Source organism: Janthinobacterium sp. 78 (assembly GCF_003096775.1).
Taxonomy (GTDB): Bacteria; Pseudomonadota; Gammaproteobacteria; order Burkholderiales; family Burkholderiaceae_D; genus Janthinobacterium; species Janthinobacterium tructae.
In genome coordinates this window covers 2493673-2509826 of record NZ_QENT01000001.1, presented here as the reverse complement: position 1 = coordinate 2509826, position 16154 = coordinate 2493673, and the positions used below count along the sequence as shown (strand labels likewise).

Annotated in this window: 16 protein-coding genes and 4 tRNA genes; 11 read left to right on the top strand and 9 right to left on the bottom strand. The window is 60.8% G+C overall.

What is annotated here, in order from left to right; genetic code table 11:
- The first annotated feature begins 88 nt into the window (after window positions 1-88).
- From C8C92_RS11235 to C8C92_RS11220, 4 genes are all read left to right on the top strand, one after another.
- Window positions 89-727, top strand: a complete 639-nt coding sequence (locus C8C92_RS11235) for a peptidylprolyl isomerase (protein ID WP_116743914.1) — start codon at window positions 89-91, stop codon at window positions 725-727.
- A gap of 71 nt (window positions 728-798) precedes the next feature.
- Window positions 799-1290: a peptidylprolyl isomerase gene (locus C8C92_RS11230; RefSeq protein WP_099759823.1), complete on the top strand. Its 492-nt coding sequence runs from the start codon at window positions 799-801 to the stop codon at window positions 1288-1290.
- 86 nt (window positions 1291-1376) lie between these two features.
- Window positions 1377-2132 carry a UDP-2,3-diacylglucosamine diphosphatase gene (locus tag C8C92_RS11225; RefSeq protein ID WP_099759824.1) on the top strand — a complete coding sequence of 252 codons (756 nt, stop codon included), beginning with the start codon at window positions 1377-1379 and terminating at the stop codon, window positions 2130-2132.
- A gap of 69 nt (window positions 2133-2201) precedes the next feature.
- Window positions 2202-2921, top strand: coding sequence for a DUF72 domain-containing protein (locus tag C8C92_RS11220; RefSeq protein ID WP_116743912.1), 720 nt, complete (start codon window positions 2202-2204; stop codon window positions 2919-2921).
- On the opposite strand, the gene C8C92_RS11215 is transcribed toward C8C92_RS11220, so the two are convergent.
- Together C8C92_RS11215 and C8C92_RS11210 are read right to left on the bottom strand one after the other, a co-directional pair.
- Entirely contained in the window at window positions 2918-4156 is a 1239-nt protein-coding gene (locus C8C92_RS11215; protein WP_116743910.1) for a hypothetical protein, read from the bottom strand. The genes C8C92_RS11220 and C8C92_RS11215 overlap by 4 nt on opposite strands.
- Window positions 4157-4159: 3 nt before the next feature.
- Complete coding sequence (locus C8C92_RS11210; protein WP_133250736.1) at window positions 4160-5152, bottom strand: hypothetical protein; 993 nt, start codon at window positions 5150-5152, stop codon at window positions 4160-4162.
- Between the two features lie 246 nt (window positions 5153-5398).
- On the opposite strand from C8C92_RS11210, the gene C8C92_RS11205 reads away from it, so the two are divergent.
- The 3 genes from C8C92_RS11205 to C8C92_RS11195 are packed head-to-tail and all read left to right on the top strand — an operon-like array spanning window position 5399 to window position 7643.
- Window positions 5399-5779 carry a GntR family transcriptional regulator gene (locus tag C8C92_RS11205; RefSeq protein WP_116743906.1) on the top strand — a complete coding sequence of 127 codons (381 nt, stop codon included), beginning with the start codon at window positions 5399-5401 and terminating at the stop codon, window positions 5777-5779.
- Complete coding sequence (locus C8C92_RS11200; RefSeq protein WP_099759827.1) at window positions 5776-6648, top strand: ABC transporter ATP-binding protein; 873 nt, start codon at window positions 5776-5778, stop codon at window positions 6646-6648. The genes C8C92_RS11205 and C8C92_RS11200 overlap by 4 nt, the downstream gene beginning before the upstream one ends.
- Window positions 6645-7643 carry a hypothetical protein gene (locus C8C92_RS11195; RefSeq protein WP_116743905.1) on the top strand — a complete coding sequence of 333 codons (999 nt, stop codon included), beginning with the start codon at window positions 6645-6647 and terminating at the stop codon, window positions 7641-7643. Before C8C92_RS11200 ends, C8C92_RS11195 begins: the two co-directional genes overlap by 4 nt.
- 58 nt (window positions 7644-7701) lie before the next feature.
- Here the strand turns inward: C8C92_RS11195 and udk are convergent, their stop codons facing one another.
- The 6 genes from udk to rnr all read right to left on the bottom strand — a co-directional run bounded on the left by udk (window position 7702) and on the right by rnr (window position 13934).
- On the bottom strand, window positions 7702-8343 hold the full coding sequence (gene udk / locus C8C92_RS11190) for a uridine kinase (RefSeq protein WP_116745926.1): 642 nt from the start codon (window positions 8341-8343) through the stop codon (window positions 7702-7704).
- A 59-nt stretch (window positions 8344-8402) separates the two neighbouring features.
- The gene (locus tag C8C92_RS11185) at window positions 8403-8906 is read right to left on the bottom strand and encodes a DUF2199 domain-containing protein (protein WP_099759829.1); all 504 of its coding nucleotides are present in this window, start codon (window positions 8904-8906) and stop codon (window positions 8403-8405) included.
- A 14-nt stretch (window positions 8907-8920) separates the two neighbouring features.
- Window positions 8921-9631 (bottom strand): YceH family protein, encoded by a 711-nt coding sequence (locus C8C92_RS11180; RefSeq protein WP_099759830.1) that lies wholly within the window; start codon window positions 9629-9631, stop codon window positions 8921-8923.
- 10 nt (window positions 9632-9641) lie between these two features.
- A complete protein-coding gene (cysE, locus tag C8C92_RS11175; protein WP_099759831.1) occupies window positions 9642-10391 on the bottom strand; it encodes a serine O-acetyltransferase in 750 nt (249 codons plus the stop codon).
- Window positions 10392-10607: 216 nt separating this feature from the next.
- The gene (rlmB, locus tag C8C92_RS11170) at window positions 10608-11354 is read right to left on the bottom strand and encodes a 23S rRNA (guanosine(2251)-2'-O)-methyltransferase RlmB (protein ID WP_099759832.1); all 747 of its coding nucleotides are present in this window, start codon (window positions 11352-11354) and stop codon (window positions 10608-10610) included.
- 15 nt (window positions 11355-11369) lie between these two features.
- Window positions 11370-13934, bottom strand: a complete 2565-nt coding sequence (gene rnr, locus C8C92_RS11165; protein ID WP_116743903.1) for a ribonuclease R — start codon at window positions 13932-13934, stop codon at window positions 11370-11372.
- 387 nt (window positions 13935-14321) lie between these two features.
- On the opposite strand from rnr, the gene C8C92_RS11160 reads away from it, so the two are divergent.
- The 4 genes from C8C92_RS11160 (at window position 14322) to C8C92_RS11145 (ending at window position 15106) form a co-directional block, all read left to right on the top strand.
- Window positions 14322-14406: transfer RNA gene (locus C8C92_RS11160), tRNA-Leu, on the top strand.
- A gap of 302 nt (window positions 14407-14708) precedes the next feature.
- A tRNA-Leu gene (locus C8C92_RS11155) sits at window positions 14709-14793 on the top strand.
- A gap of 69 nt (window positions 14794-14862) precedes the next feature.
- Window positions 14863-14947 (top strand) — tRNA-Leu (locus C8C92_RS11150).
- Between the two features lie 74 nt (window positions 14948-15021).
- Window positions 15022-15106: transfer RNA gene (locus tag C8C92_RS11145), tRNA-Leu, on the top strand.
- Between the two features lie 97 nt (window positions 15107-15203).
- On the opposite strand, the gene C8C92_RS11140 is transcribed toward C8C92_RS11145, so the two are convergent.
- Complete coding sequence (locus tag C8C92_RS11140; RefSeq protein WP_099759834.1) at window positions 15204-16055, bottom strand: SDR family oxidoreductase; 852 nt, start codon at window positions 16053-16055, stop codon at window positions 15204-15206.
- Between the last annotated feature and the right edge of the window lie 99 nt (window positions 16056-16154).

Sequence of the window (16154 nt, the reverse complement as noted above, 5' to 3'; positions counted from 1 at the left end):
GGATCAGGTTTTTACGATGTTCAACCGAAACTCACTTCTTTTAGCATTAAAGCAAGTTTAGAGAAAAATAACGATCAAGGACACCTTCATGCAAGAAATCAAATCGAAACGCCTGTCTTTCCTGGCGCGCTTTTGCACCCTGTTTGCCGGCCTCACCCTGGGTAGCGCCGTCGTGGCAGCCGCCCCCGCAGCCCCTTCGGCTACCCTCGACCCCACGCCGCACGTGGCCCTGAAAACCAGCATGGGCGAGATCGTGCTGGAACTGGACCAGGAAAAAGCGCCGCAAAGCGTGGCCAATTTCTTGCAGTATGTCAACAGCGGTTACTACAAGGGCACCGTATTTCACCGCGTCATCGACGGCTTCATGATACAGGGCGGCGGCTTCGACAAGAACATGAAGCAAAAAGCCACCAAGGCCCCGATCAAAAATGAAGCGCAAAACGGCTTGCAGAACGTCAGCTACAGCATCGCCATGGCGCGCACGGGCGACCCGCATTCGGCCACATCGCAGTTCTTCATCAACGTGAACAATAACGGCGCGCTCGACTACCCTGGCCGCGACGGCTTCGGCTACACGGTGTTCGGCAAAGTCGTCAGTGGCATGGACGTGGTCGACAAGATCAAGGCCGTGCCCGTGGCCGACAAGGGGCCGCACCAGAACGTGCCCGTCACCCCCGTGGTGATCGAATCGGTGACTTTACTCAAATCAGCGCCCGCAAAACTGTAAAATAGCGTTTTTGCGGCCCTGAACCACGGGGGCCGTCGAATCATTCTTCATCTAATTTATTAAGGATCATCATGACCTCCGTCATCATCACCACCAATCTGGGCAAGATCACCGCTGAACTGGACGCCGAAAAAGCACCGAAAACGGTTGCAAACTTCCTGGCCTACATGCAAGCCGGTCACTATGACAACACGATTTTCCACCGCGTCATCGACGGCTTCATGATCCAGGGTGGCGGTTTCGAGCCAGGCATGAAACAAAAGCCTGCCGACACCACCGTGGAAAACGAAGCCAAGAACGGCTTGAAAAACGATACCTACACGCTGGCCATGGCCCGCACGTCGGACCCGCACTCGGCATCGGCCCAGTTCTTCATCAACATCAAGAACAACAGCTTCCTCGACTACCCAGGCCAGGACGGCTGGGGCTACGCCGTGTTCGGTAAAGTCACCGAAGGCAAGGAAGTCGTCGACGCCATCCGCGCCGTGAAAACCTCGCGCACCGGCATGTTCGCCGATGTGCCAGTGACGGACGTCATCATCGAGAAAGTCGAAGCCGCGTAATCAGGCTTTGGTATCATGAATAACAGGCATTGCAGCGTTTTCGCCTCTCCATGCACTTCACTTTTTGGGAGCGTTGAACGATGACAATGCCTGCCGCACTCTTTATTTCCGACCTGCATCTGCAGAGCTCGCACCCGCGCACCAGCGCGGCGTTTCTTTCTTTCCTGGAACACCATGCGCAATATGCGCAAGCGCTGTATCTATTAGGCGACCTGTTCGAATACTGGGCCGGCGACGATGACCTGGAAGACCCGTTCAATGCGCGCATGACCGCCGCCATCCGCGCCGTCAGCGATGCTGGCGTGCACGTGTACTGGATCGCCGGCAACCGCGACTTTCTTGTCGGCTCCGGCTTTGCCGCCGCCGCCGGCGCTACCCTGCTCAGCGAACCACATGTGGCCACCATTGCCGGCCGGCGCATCGTCTTGCTGCATGGCGACGCCGAATGCACGAAAGACGTGCAATACATGGAGTTTCGCGCCATGGTGCGCCAGCCTGCCTGGCAAAAACAGTTCCTGTCCATGCCGCTGGCGCAACGCAAGGCCATCATCGATGGTTTGCGCCAGAGCAGCCGCGCACACAATGGCGAAAAATCCATGGATATCATGGATGTCACCCCCGATGCTGTCGCGCAAGTGTTTGCCGAACAGGCCAGCACCATCATGATCCACGGCCATACGCACCGCCCTGCCGTGCATAAAGTTGACGAAACCTTGCGCTATGTCCTGCCCGACTGGGAATGCGACGTGACGGCACCGCAACAGCCACGCGGCGGCTGGATCGCCATCGATGCGCGCGGCAACATCACGCGCCATGACCTGAGCGGCGAGATCATCGACTAGGCTTGCGCCGACCGCTGCACGGGCGTTTGTCCGATAGCCGCGCCCGCCTGGCCTTGCTGTAATGGCGCCATGCACACTATTTACATCGGCACGGCCGGCTGGAGCCTTTCCAGCGCCGCCGCCAGCCACTTCCCCCTCGATGGCAGCCATCTGCAGCGCTATGCCCGCGTCTTGCCCTGCGTGGAAATCAACAGCTCCTTCTACCGCCCGCACCAACCCGCCACGTATGCGCGCTGGGCCGCCAGCGTGCCCGAACATTTCCGCTTCAGCGTGAAATTGCCACGCAGCATCACGCACGAACGGCGTTTGCGCGACTGTGCGGCCGAACTGGAGCGCTTTGCGGGAGAAGTCATGCAATTGGGGAATAAACTGGGCTGCGTGCTGGTGCAGCTGCCGCCCAGCCTGCGTTTCGAAGCGGACGTGGACGCCGCATTTTTCCAGGTGCTGCGCCAGCGCTTCGACGGCATGCTCGCTTGCGAAGCGCGCCACGCCAGCTGGTTCGCGGCGGATGCCACCGATCTGCTAACGATGCAGCGCATCACGCGCGTGCGCGCCGATCCGCCCGCCGGCCAGCCGGGCCCGCATGTGCCGACCACCAGCGTGGCCTACCTGCGCCTGCATGGCAGCCCGAGAATCTACTACTCGGACTACCCGCCCGACTATCTGGCAAGCCTGGCCACCGCCCAGCGCGCACCGGTGCAGGCCGGCAGCTGGTGCATCTTCGACAACACGGCAGCCGGGGCCGCCCTGTTCAATGCGCTGAATTTGCAGGCGCAGATCACCGCCTAAGGCAACGGCGTCTGCAGTACCGCCTGGTTCGTGAAACCGTACAAGGTACCGTTGCCGAAGGCGAGGATACTGATGTCAGGATGGCCCCATGCCAAGGCTGGCGTGGAAATGACGCCAGCCGCATCGATCTTGCGCACCCAGCCCTGGCCGCTCAGGTACAGATTGTCGCTCGCATCGACAGCCAGGCTGGACGTGCCGGAAAAGGACAGCCCCCCAACGCCTGGCGGACCATCGCCGCCGCTGCCCTTGTTGAGGGTGCCGGCAAAAACGCTGGCCTTGCCTGCGCGATCGACATTGAAGACGACTTGATGCACATGATCGTCAAAGTACAGATTGCCTTTGCTGTCAAAAATCAGGCTGTTCGGGTCAATGTGTTGCCAATTGTAACCAGTCTCACCCAGCGAGCGCATCATGGCTTCAAATGACACAAACGCCGAGAACGTTCCGCCGGGAGGACGGCGGAAGATGCCGTCACGCCCCCAGCCCAGCCAGGCCATATAGCCATCCTTGTCGATCGCCAGCCGATACTGCAAAGGCTTGCCGGTGCCGGTAGGCAAAGCTTCCTGTGTCGACACCTGGCCATCCTTGCTGATCTTGCGCAAGTTAAACGCGGTGCCAGCCGCTGCCTTGTCGGCAACATAGACGGCGCCATCCTGGTCGCAAGCGATTGCGACAGGACCAGACATGGTCGCGCTTGCACGCGGCCCGTCATTGCTGCCGGCGACACCAGCAATACCCGCGTAAACGCTGAATGCGCCATCCGGAGTGACACGGCGCAACACCTTGTTTGGCATATCGAGCAAATAGACGTTGCCGGCAGGATCGCTGCACATGCCCGAGCTCCCCACAGATCCCACACGGGCCGCCCCGCCGACAGCTTCGATCACCCCCCTGTTGCCCGGCATGAAAGGCATGGCGGACAACACCTTTGCCGTGTCCAACCTGTTCAAACGGTGCTTGCTGGCATCGTGGACTAGCATGCTGCCGGAAGGTTCCAGCAACAGCGAACCGAGGTTCGTCCAGCCAGCCGAAGCCCCCGCCGCATCGGTCACCGTCCCGCCCACCAAAGTCGTCACACTGCCATCGGCCGTCACGCGGCGAATAGAGGCGGTATCGGCCAGCAGCACATTGCCTTCACGGTCGGCCACCATGCCACGGATGTTATTAAAACTGGCGGCGGCGCCTTTGCCGTCCGCGCTCACGCGCTTGTTGCTTCCCGCAACCACGATGGCCACGCCCTACTGCCAGCGGAATAGCCGGCTGCCAGCGCCTTCACTGAAGTAAATCGTGCCGCTGGCATCGACCGCCAGTTGCGATGGGTATATCCGCGCGCCTCTGCCATCGACCAGCTTCTCGGAACGGACCAGGCCACCGGGCGTCACCCTGCGAATGGCCTGGCCCGTAAAATCGGCAAGCAGGATATCGCCATTGCTATCGATGACCATGCCCATCATCCAGCCGAATTGCGCCTGCGCGCCTTGTCCATCGGCGACCACCGCTTCCGGGGCGGACCAATCGCAGGCTGCGCTGCGCTGCCCCGCCACCGTGCTGACCACGCCGGCTGGCGTAATCTTGCGCAAGAGTGCATTGCAATTGTCGAAGAGATACAGATTCTCTGCACGGTCGATGGCCAGGACCGAGAAACCGATACTCATGTGAAAGGTGGCTGCCGCAGCGGCGCCATCGTCGGCGCCCGGCTTGCCGGAGATGCCCGCGTACACGCTCAAGGCGCCGGCCGGCGTGACCTTATGGATGACTTGTCGCACAGCATCGGCGATGTAATAGTTGCCGGCCGCATCTTGCACCATGCCGGACACATTCTGGATTTTTTCCTGCACGCCGGCCAGCACGACGGGCAGGCAACGCACGGCCAAGGTGTCGACGTCGGCATTGCCCACCGTCGCCGCGCCCTTGGCGATGCTGCAACCGAGGCCCTCGGACGTGCTGTCGATCTTGCCATCGTAGCTGGCGCCCGGTGCCAGCTTGCCCGCAAAGTGAAAGGCGCCGTTGGCGCTGACGGTGACTTTGTCGCTGCCGTTGGCCAGCACCACCTGGGCGCCGGGCACCAAGCCGCTGACCGTGCCGCCTACCAGGTAGCCAGGCGCTTCAGCCACCGTCACGACCGGCGCACCAGCATCGCTGGAATCACCGGAACCGCCGCCGCAGGCGCTCAGTCCGATTAACAAGGTGACGCCGCAGGCCGCGCGCCCGAACAGATTCTGTTTCTCCATGCACTTCATTCTCATCGTTGCTTTCATTACTGTTGAAGAAGATTTTCGCTGAATAGTTGCCGTATGGAATTATTCGAGAGCCAGTATATTACCCGTTTAACAATGTTGAAAATACACAGATTGTATTGACATGCGATTTTTTACTGTTATAGTTAACTACAACACCGATCAACTAAATCACGGAGCTTCGATGCCTACAGCATTTTTCACGCGCCGCACCGCCCCGCCCTTCTCGGAGCGCATTCCATGAGCGCGGCATGGAACGACAATAGCCCCATCTACCGCCAGCTCAAGGCACGGGTGGTGGGCATGATGCTCGATGGCGTGCTGCAGTCCGGCGACGCCCTGCCGTCGGTGCGCCAGGTGGCGGCCGATTATCAATTGAATCCCATCACGGTTTCGCGCGCCTATCAGGAACTGGTCGACGATGCCCTGGTGGAAAAACGCAGAGGACTCGGTATGTATGTCTTGGATGGCGCCCGCGATAAATTGCTGGCCAGTGAACGCGAGCGCTTCATGCGCGAAGAGTGGCCGGCGATGCTGGAACGCATCACGCAACTGGGCCTGGACCTCGATCAACTGCTGCAAGCGAGCCGCGCCAGTGGCACACACGGAGAGAGCGCATGAATGCATTGAACAACGATAGCGTCATCAGCGCACGCGGCTTGCGCAAGCAATATGGCAAGCAGGTGGCCATCGATGGCATCAGCTTTGATATCGCGCCAGGGCGCATCGTCGGCTTGATCGGGCCTAACGGCTCCGGCAAGACCACCACCCTGAAAGCCATCCTGGGCCTGACGGGCTTCGAAGGCGAACTGTCCGTGCTGGGACGCGACCCGCGCGTGCAGCGCGACGCGCTGATGGAGGACGTGTGTTTCATCGCCGATGTGGCCATCCTGCCCGGCTGGCTGCGCGTGCGCGATGCGATCGATTTTGTCGCCGGCGTGCATCCGCGCTTCGACCGCAGCAAAGCCGAGCGCTACCTGGCCCACACCAAGCTGGCGCCGAAGATGCGGGTCAAGAGCATGTCAAAAGGCATGATCGTGCAATTGCACCTGGCGCTGGTGATGGCCATCGACGCCAGGCTGCTGGTCCTGGATGAACCCACCCTGGGCCTGGACATCCTGTACCGCAAACAGTTTTACCAGAACCTGCTGGAAGACTATTTCGATGAAAACAAGACCATCATCATCACCACGCACCAGATCGAAGAAGTCGAGCACATCCTCAGCGACCTGATGTTCATTCGCGACGGCAAGATCGTGCTGGCCTCGTCGATGGAAGAAGTGGGCGAACGCTACATTGAAGTGATGGTGGGACCGCAGCACGTGAATCCGGCGCGCGCGCTGCAGCCGATCAGCGAACGCAGCGTCTTTGGCAAGTCCGTGATGCTGTTCGATGGCGTCGCCCGCAGCCAGCTGGCCACCCTGGGAGAATTGCACACGCCGAGCCTGGCGGACCTGTTTGTCGCGACCATGAAAGGATCGTACCCATGAGCATCACCCCTGTGAACAAAATGAAATGGCTGATCCGGCGCGAATTGTGGGAGCACAAGGGCATGCTGCTGTGGACGCCCGCCATCATCGGCATCGTCATGACGGCGCTGGCCGCCCTGATGACGGCAGGCGCCGTCGCCAAGCTCAAGATGCGCACGGCGCTGATCATCAACGGCGAAGAAATGTCCTGGAGCGCCGTCTTCAACACCCGGACCTTGAGCCCGCGCCGGACGGAAATCATCGACACCATCGCCAACAACTATACCTACGTGGCCGCGCCGCTGTTCCTGGCCCTGGGCTTCCTGGTATTTTTCTATTGCCTGAGCGCCCTGTATGACGACCGCCGCGACCGCAGCCTGCTGTTCTGGAAGTCGCTGCCCGTCTCCGACGCCCAAACGGTGCTGTCGAAGCTGGCCATCGCCATCGTCGTCACGCCGCTGATCGTGGTGGCCGCGGCCTGCCTGACCTCGCTGGCGCTGATCCTGATACTGAGCGGCGTGCTGGCGCTCAACGGCATCTACGTCTTGACGGAACTGCTGGCCGCGCCGGGCTTGTATCTCGGCCCGCTGCGCCTGTTCGGCCTGATTCCCGTCTATGCCCTGTGGGCCTTGCCCACCGTGGGCTGGTTGCTGATGGTATCGAGCTGGGCACGCTCGAAGGTCTTGTTCTGGGCCCTCGGCGTGCCACTGCTGCTGCTGGTCCTGACCGTCTGGGTCGGCAAGCTGAGCATGACGGAAGCCGATATCGGCTGGATACAAATGAACGTGATCGCGCGCGCCCTGCTGGGCACGATTCCAGGCAGCTGGTACCTGTTCGAGCCGGGACTGCTGCCACACATCAACACCATGGGACCAGGCTCGCAGATGGCGCGCATCGACATCTTCGCCAACTCCTGGTCCAGCCTGGCCATGCCAGCGGCATGGCTGGGAGCCGCCGCCGGCGCCGCCATGCTCTACGCCGCCATCCGCCTGCGCAGCTGGCGCGAAGAAGGCTGAGCTGGGTGGCGCCCTGCGCGTATGCCAGCCCGGCATACGCGCAGCTGGCCGGCGGGAATCAGGCCCGCGTCAGCTGGCCGATCACGCTGGCCACCTTGGCGGTGATCATGTCGACGGCGGGGCCATTCGCGCCATGCGGCAAAATGACATCGGCATTGCGCTTGGTCGGTTCGATGAATTGCTTGTGCATGGGGCGCACGGTTTCCAGATACTGCTCGATGACGCTTTCCACCGAGCGGCCGCGTTCCGTGATATCGCGTTGCATGCGGCGGATGAAGCGCACGTCGGAGGCCGTATCGACAAAGATCTTCAGCGACATCATGTTGCGCAAGTCTTCGTCATACAAGGCAAACAAGCCTTCGATGACGATCACCGGCGCCGGTTTGACGCGAATGGTCCGGCTGGAGCGGTTGTGCAGCGTGAAGTCGTACTCGGGCATCTCGATGGCTTCGCCATTGCGCAAGGCCTGGATATGCTGCACCAGCAAAGACCATTCGAACGCCTGCGGATGGTCGTAATTCTGCTGGCGCCGGACTTCAGGGGAGAGATGGGTTTGGTCGCAGTAGTAATCGTCCTGCATCACGACGGAGACCATGTCAGCGCCAAACGACGCCAGCACTTGTTGGGATACGGTGGACTTGCCACTGCCGCTGCCGCCAGCGACACCAATAACAAACGGTTGGAAGGAAATAGTATTCATGCCGAATGATACCGGAAACATGAGCGCACTGACAGGGAGCGGCTGCAAAGCCGGGCCTGTCACGCGCCATGCACCAGCCGCGCATACAGCTCGGCCACCCGCTCTGCCGTGATGCCGTCGCGCTGTTCGATGGCCAGCGGATGCTCCGTCGGCTCCAGCTCGATGGATGGGCGCACGCCATCGTCGCGCAGGTGGACGCGGGTTTTCAGGTTCAGGGTATCCGGGTAAACGGGCAGCTGCGTGCTCAGCCAGCCGAAGAAGGGGCCGATGTGCGCCCGCTGCGCGTCATTGAAGCAGGCATCCCAAGAGTCGAAGCTCTCGCCGCTCAGTGACACCCACACGCCCCAGCTGAACGGCTCATCCGAGCCATGCACGGGGATGTCGATGGTGGCGCGCACGAAACAGTGCGCTTCATCGACGATGCAGGCGTCGCTGTCGAGCTGGCAGCGCGCTTCGCGCTCTGCAGGCGCCATCTGCTCATACAGCCACGGCGCATCGGCGCCGAAGCTGGGCATGCCCGTGTGGGTTTCGCCGCAGGAGCGGCACAGGAAGGAAAACGTCACGCGCCGATGCCGCCTTACTCGAACTGCTTGCGGAACGCTTCGAATTGCGCCGCCAGGCCATCGAAGTCGCTGCGCAATTGCAGCACTTCCTGTTCCAGCTGGGCCACCCTGCTGCCCTGCTGCGGCGCGCTGACGGCGCCGGCGAAACCGGCCGCCGTCTCGATCTGCGCCAGCGCTTCTTCGCCGCCCAGCAAATGGCCGTAGCGCGGCTCCTTGGCGCCGGGAGCGACAGCCAGCTTGGCCACCAGCGGCGGATATTTGTCGATCAAAAATTGCAGGCCGGATTCCACTTCCGCCACGGACTTGAATTCATGCACGCGGCCGCTGCGGCTGCGGATCTCGCCCGCCGTCTGCAAGCCGCGCAGCATCAAGATCGTCAGGATGGCCAGTTTATCCTGTTCCAGCGACCACTTGATGCGCATGCGGTGTTCATACTTGGCGACCCTGGCACCGGCCTGCGTGATGCCGTTGACGAACTTGCGCTGCATCAAACGCTGCAGCACGTCGTAGACGGTTTCCTCGGACAGGGCCATGACGGGGTCGCGGCTCGACAGCTGGTTGCAGCCGTTCGTCAGGGCATTCAGGGAGAGCGGATAGCTGTCCGGCGTCAGCGCTTCCTTTTCGGCCAGCACGGCCAGCACGCGGATCTCGAAGGGGTCGAGCAGATTCGGATTGTCACTGCTTTTTTCTGCTGCGTTTTCAGCTATGTTTACGTCTGTAGTCATGCCTGTATCCTTAATCAACCAGCTTGTTCATTTGCTCAGAATCAAATTTATCACACTCAGGCACAGCCTGGCAGCAGATGCCCGCCGCCTTCAGGGTGGCGACGATGGTTTCGATGCGCTGCTCCTGCGCCACGGCATGCGTGATCAAGCCCTGCAGGGCTTTCGACAGCGGATCGTCGCCGTTCGGCGTGACGCCATACGCGGCGAACAGGTGCGCCGTGCTGCCCTCGCGCAAGGCGCTGACATCCTTTTGCACGATGTGCGCGGGGTTGCCGACGGCCGTGGCGCCGGACGGCACGGGTTTCAACAGCACCGCGTTCGAGCCCACCTTGGCGTACTCGCCCACGGTAAAACTGCCCAGCACCTGGGCGCCGGCGCCGACGATGACGCCGCGCTCCAGGGTCGGATGGCGTTTGCTTCCGCTGTGCAGCGAGGTGCCGCCCAAAGTGACGCCCTGGTAGATGGTGCAGTCGTCGCCGACGACGGCCGTCTCGCCGATCACCACGCCGAAGCCATGGTCGATGAAGACGCGCCGGCCGATGACGGCGCCCGGATGGATCTCGATGCCCGTGATGATGCGGGCGATATAGGAAATGAAGCGCCCCACCCACTTCATGTGCCGCTTCCAGCACCAGTGCGCCCAGCCATGCATGACGATGGCGTGCAAACCCGGATAACAGGTCAGCACCTCCCAGCCATTGCGGGCGGCGGGGTCACGTTCAATGATGCTGTTGATATCTTCGCGCAGGTGGTGGAACATAATGACAATGGATAAGGTGGAACGCAAATGGTAGCGTATTCGGCGGCGTGCTGCCGGAGAGGCAGATAAACAACCGCCGCCTCAAGGGCGGCGGCTGATCAAATGCACTCAACCCAACGGCGAAAGTGCCGGGGTCGTACCCTGAGGGTACGACCCCAGGATTTGCTTTTGGGGTAAAAATAGATCAAGCAAACGGCACGCCGAGGACTTGTACTCTTATTTCGGCTCCAGCGCGATGCGCTGGCGGCGGGCTTCGTAGAGGCACACGCCGGAGGCGACCGACACGTTCAGACTCTCGACGGAGCCGAACATCGGGATGCTGACGAGGATGTCGCAGGTATCGCGCGTCAAACGGCGCATGCCTTCACCTTCGGAACCCATGACGAGGGCCGTCGGGCCCGTGAAATCGGCTTCATACAAGCCTTTTTCGCCATCGTCGGTGGTACCGATCAGCCAGATGCCACGCTCTTTCAATTCACGCATGGTGCGCGCCAGATTCGTCACGGTGATGTACGGGACGGTTTCGGCGGCGCCGCTGGCGACCTTGGCGGCCGTGGTATTCAAACCCACGGCGCGGTCCTTCGGCACGATGACGGCATGTGCGCCGACGCCGTCGGCCACGCGCAGACAGGCGCCCAGGTTGTGCGGGTCGGTAATGCCGTCGAGTATCAACAGCAGCGGCGGGCCGTCGATGGCGTCCAGCAGCTCATCGAGATTGCGCGCCAGCGACAACTGCGACGCAAAGGCGATCACGCCCTGGTGGCGGCGCGTGCCGACGATCTTGTCCAGACGCGACGAATCGACGGGCATGACGCGCACGTTGGCAGCCTTGGCGGCGGCGATCATGTCTTTCATGCGGCCATCGACGCGGCTGGCATCGACGAAAATTTCTTCCACGGACGACGCTTCATGACGCAGGCGCGAGGTGACGGCGTGGAAGCCGAAAATCATTTTATTCTTCATGTGTTATCGCTTCTTTTATCGCTTGCTTTTGCTTGTTTTTGATACAGTTTTTGCTGCACGTGGTGCCGCTGCGGCAGGTGCCGCAGCAGGTTTCTTGCTGCGCTTCGGCGCGGCGGCCTTGGGGGCTGCCGCCTTGGGGGCTTCCTTCAGGACGGCCTTGGCTGCAGGCTTGGCTTGCGCCTTGGCGCCGTTGGAACGACCGCCGGAACCATTGCCGGGTTTGCCACCGTTGCTGACGCTGGCTTTGATCTCATGGCGCTGCTCGGTCGCAGGACCGGGCTTGAGCATCGATTTCTTTTCGCCCTTGCGCTTGCCGCCGCCGTTCGGCTTGGCTGGCGCTTCTTCGCCCGCCAGTTCCGCATCGGTCACCAGGCGCAGGTCGATCTTGCGTGTTTCCAGGTCGACTCTTGCCACTTGCACCGTCAGACGGTCGGTCAATTGATAACGCTTGCCCGTGCGTTCGCCGCGCAATTCATGGCGCGCATCGTCGTACTGGAAGTAGTCGGTGCCCAGCTCGGTGACGTGCACCAGGCCTTCGACAAACAGGGTGTCGAGTTGCACGAACACGCCGAAGGTGGTCACGCCGGTGATGGTGCCGGTGAATTCCTCGCCCAGTTTGTCCTGCATGAAGTAGCACTTCAGCCAGGCTTCCACGTCGCGCGACGCTTCGTCGGCGCGGCGCTCGTTGGCCGAGCAATGCACACCCAGCGCGTCCCAGATCGTCAGGTCCGTCTTCTTCGGCTTGCCGTCGGCCTTGTCCTTCGCCTGCTGCTTGCGCGTGGCGTTCGACACGTTGGTGTTCAACACGACCTTATCGGACAGCTTCGGCTCGTATTTCTTGCCTTGCAAGATGGCCTTGATGGCGCGGTGCGTCAGCAGGTCGGGATAGCGGCGGATCGGGCTGGTGAAGTGGGCATACGCCTCGTACGCCAGGCCGAAGTGGCCGATATTGTCGGGGCTGTAGACGGCTTGCTGCATCGAGCGCAGCAACATCGTTTGCAGCAGGGCCGCGTCGGGACGCAGCTTGATCTGCTGCATCAGGGTCTGGTAATCCGAGGCCGACGGCGTGTCGCCGCCCGTCAGGTTCAGGCCAACCTGCTTGAGGAAGGTGCGCACTTGCGTGAGCTTTTCCTTGGTCGGGCTGGCGTGAATGCGGTAAGTGCCTGGATGCTTATTGCGCAGCAACAAGTCGGCCGCGCAGACGTTGGCCGCCAGCATGCACTCTTCGATGATCTTGTGCGCTTCGTTGCGCGTGCGGGGGATGATCTTTTCGATCTTGCCGGCGCTATTGCAGACGATATACGTTTCCGTCGTCTCGAAATCGATGGCGCCCCGCTCCGTGCGGGCTTTCAGCAAGGCGCGGTAGACGGCATCCAGGTTTTGCAGGTGCGGCAGGATGTCCGCGCGGCGTGCCGCTTCGGGTCCTTTGGTGTTGCCCAGCACGGCAGCGACTTCGTCATACGTGAGGCGCGCGGCAGAGTGAATCACGGCCGGGTAGAACTGGTACGCCTTCAGTTCGCCCTTGTCGCTGACGACGGCGTCGCAGACGAGGGTCAGACGGTCGACTGCCGGGTTCAGCGAGCACAAGCCATTCGAGAGTTTTTCCGGCAGCATCGGAATCACGCGGCGCGGGAAATACACGGACGTGCTGCGCTCAAGCGCATCGATATCGAGCGCGTCATTCGGCTTCACGTAATGGCTGACGTCGGCAATCGCCACGATCAGGCGGAAGCAGTTGGCGCGGCCGATCTTGACGGGTTCGCAATACACGGCATCGTCGAAATCGCGCGCGTCTTCGCCGTCGATGGTGACAAGTGGCACGTCGCGCAAGTCGACACGCTCTTTCAGGTCGGCGTCGCGCACTTCGAACGGCAGTTTTTCTGCTTGCTTCAGGGCGGCGGCGGAGAAAATGTGCGGCACATTGAATTTGCGCACGGCAATTTCAATTTCCATGCCTGGGTCATCCAGGGCGCCCAGCACTTCGACGATCTTGCCGACAGGCTGCTTGAAGCGCATCGGTTGCTCGGTCAGCTCGACGCTGACGATCTGGCCGGCTTTCGCCTTGCCCACCGAACCGGTGACTAAAATGTCCTGACCGATGCGCTGGTCTTCCGGCGCCACGACCCAGGTGCCGTTTTCCTGGATCAGACGGCCGATCACGTGGCTATTGGCGCGGTAAGTGACTTCGACGATCGTGCCTTCCGGGCGGCCGCGGCGATCCGTGCCGACGATGCGGGCCATGACCTTGTCGCCATGCAGTACTTTCTGCATTTCTTTCTCAGGCAGGAACAGGTCGGCGCTGGCGTCGTCGGGAATGACAAAGCCGAAGCCATCGCGGTGGCTGGTGACGCGACCGGCGACAAGCGCGCTCTGGTCGGCCAGGCTGAAAACACCGCTGGCGTCAGACTTGAGCTGGCCGTCGCGCTCCATCGCCTTCAGGCGACGGACCAGGACATCCATGGAATCGGCATGCACTTGCAGCGTTTTCCCGAGAGACTGCGGGTCAAGAGGCGCGTTGACGCTGCGGAATATGCCGAGAATGTCCTCCCGGCTGGGGATGGTGTGGGTATTTTGGCTCAAAAGTATTTCTATAGTTGTTATTGACAGTGATCAAACGGAAGACAAAGACCGATGACATCACCGTCAATATTGACACGGTGATGTGCGGTAGTGTACCGGAGGACGCCTTGGTTTGCCTAACGGACAGCGTGTCGGAAACAGTACAAGACGCCCGCCGATGAAAAAAAGGAGAAAAGCTGCGCAATGCATTTGACTTCGGCAAATATTGCTCTATAATCCTGGTCTCTTGCAGCGACAAACCCTCACGGGAATGCAGTTGCAGGAAAGCGGTACAGGGTTGATGTGCAGTACGGAGCGAAAGCTCATCTGGCGCAAAACTCTTCAAGTCGCTATAATAGCAGAATTGTTGCTAAGTTATTTTGCAACAAGTAATACAGCAGCATCAGTGCCCACGTGGCGGAATTGGTAGACGCGCATGGTTCAGGTCCATGTGCCTTCGGGTGTAGGGGTTCGAGTCCCTTCGTGGGCACCATTACCTAATTCGCAAAAAGGCCGCAAACTTTCACGAGTTTGCGGCTTTTTTCATTTCCGCAGCGAAAAGCCCTCGCCTCCCGGCAAGCAGGTCGCCAGACATGGCCGCAGACAGAAACCTGCAAGAAAACGCTGAAAAAAGAGGCAGATTTGAGCTTTTTTCATAGGGAGCAGCCGTTTTCAGGCGAAAAAACATGTTTCTTGAAGAAAAGTGCAAAATGTTGATTGACCGAATGCGCGCCAGCCCTTATGATTTTGTCCTCGCTGCAGAACACGCAGCGACAAGCAGCAAGCAGTAACAATGCCCACGTGGCGGAATTGGTAGACGCGCATGGTTCAGGTCCATGTGCCTTCGGGTGTAGGGGTTCGAGTCCCTTCGTGGGCACCACCAGCAACAAGTTGTTGATTGTTGTGATCCGCAGTACAGTAGCAAGATAGTAGTAACAAGCAGCACAATGCCCACGTGGCGGAATTGGTAGACGCGCATGGTTCAGGTCCATGTGCCTTCGGGTGTAGGGGTTCGAGTCCCTTCGTGGGCACCACCAGCAACGAGCTGTTTTCGTTGTAGTCCGCAGTACAGTAGTGAGATACAGTAGCAAGTAGTAGCAGCATCAGTGCCCACGTGGCGGAATTGGTAGACGCGCATGGTTCAGGTCCATGTGCCTTCGGGTGTAGGGGTTCGAGTCCCTTCGTGGGCACCATTACCTAATTCGCAAAAAAGCCGCAAACTTTCACGAGTTTGCGGCCTTTTTCATTCCAGAATGCCGCGCAGTCTTCCCGACCCGCGGCACCCTCCCCTTACTTGGCCAGCGCCGCCTTCACGGCGTCAAGCAGGCGCGTCGTCGGACGGCCAATCAGCGCGCTCAATTGCTTGCCATGGTCTTCCAGGCCACCCCTGGCCGCGCCCGCATCGGAATCGGCCAGCAGATCGGCAAAGCCTTCCGGCACGCCCACGCCCACCAGCGCCGCCTTGAAGTCAACCTGCGGCAAATCGTTATACACAATCGCCTTGCCCGACTGGCGCGCCACTTCGGCCGCATATTCGGCCAGGGTAAAGCTCTGGTCGCCAGCGAGTTCATAGATGGCTTGCGGTTTGTCGGCCGTCAGGACGGCGGCAGCGGCGGCTGCGTAGTCAAGACGCGCGGCGGACGAAAAACGCCCGTTTTGCGCCGCGCCCAGCACCACACCATGCTCGAGCACGGGCGCCAGGTGTTCCGTATGGTTTTCCAGGTACCAGCCGTTGCGCAGGAAAGTGTACGCCAGGCCGGACGCGCGAATCGCCGCTTCCGTAATAACGTGCTCGGCAGCGAGGCCCAGCGGCGACGTGTCGGCGCGCAACACGCTGGTGTAGGCCAGCAGGGCCACGCCGGCCCGCCTGGCCGCATCGATGACGTTCTGGTGCTGCTGCGCACGCTGGCCCACTTCGCTCGACGAAATCAGCAAAATCTTCGTTGCACCTTTGAACGCCGCGTCGAGACTGGCGCCATCGCTGTAGTCAGCCTGGCGCACTTGCACGCCCAGTGCCAGCAGGTTGGCGGCCTTGGCCGGATTGCGCACGGCGGCGATGATGCTGGCTGCGGGAACGGATGTGAGCAGGCTGGCGATGACGTGCTGGCCCAGCTTGCCTGTGGCGCCGGTGATGACAATCATGATTTCTCCTTGGTACGTGGGTGGTAAAACCCTATAATAGGAGTATTACTTACTTATTGTAAGTACGTACCTTTTGGTAAGTATGAATTAAAACGACAA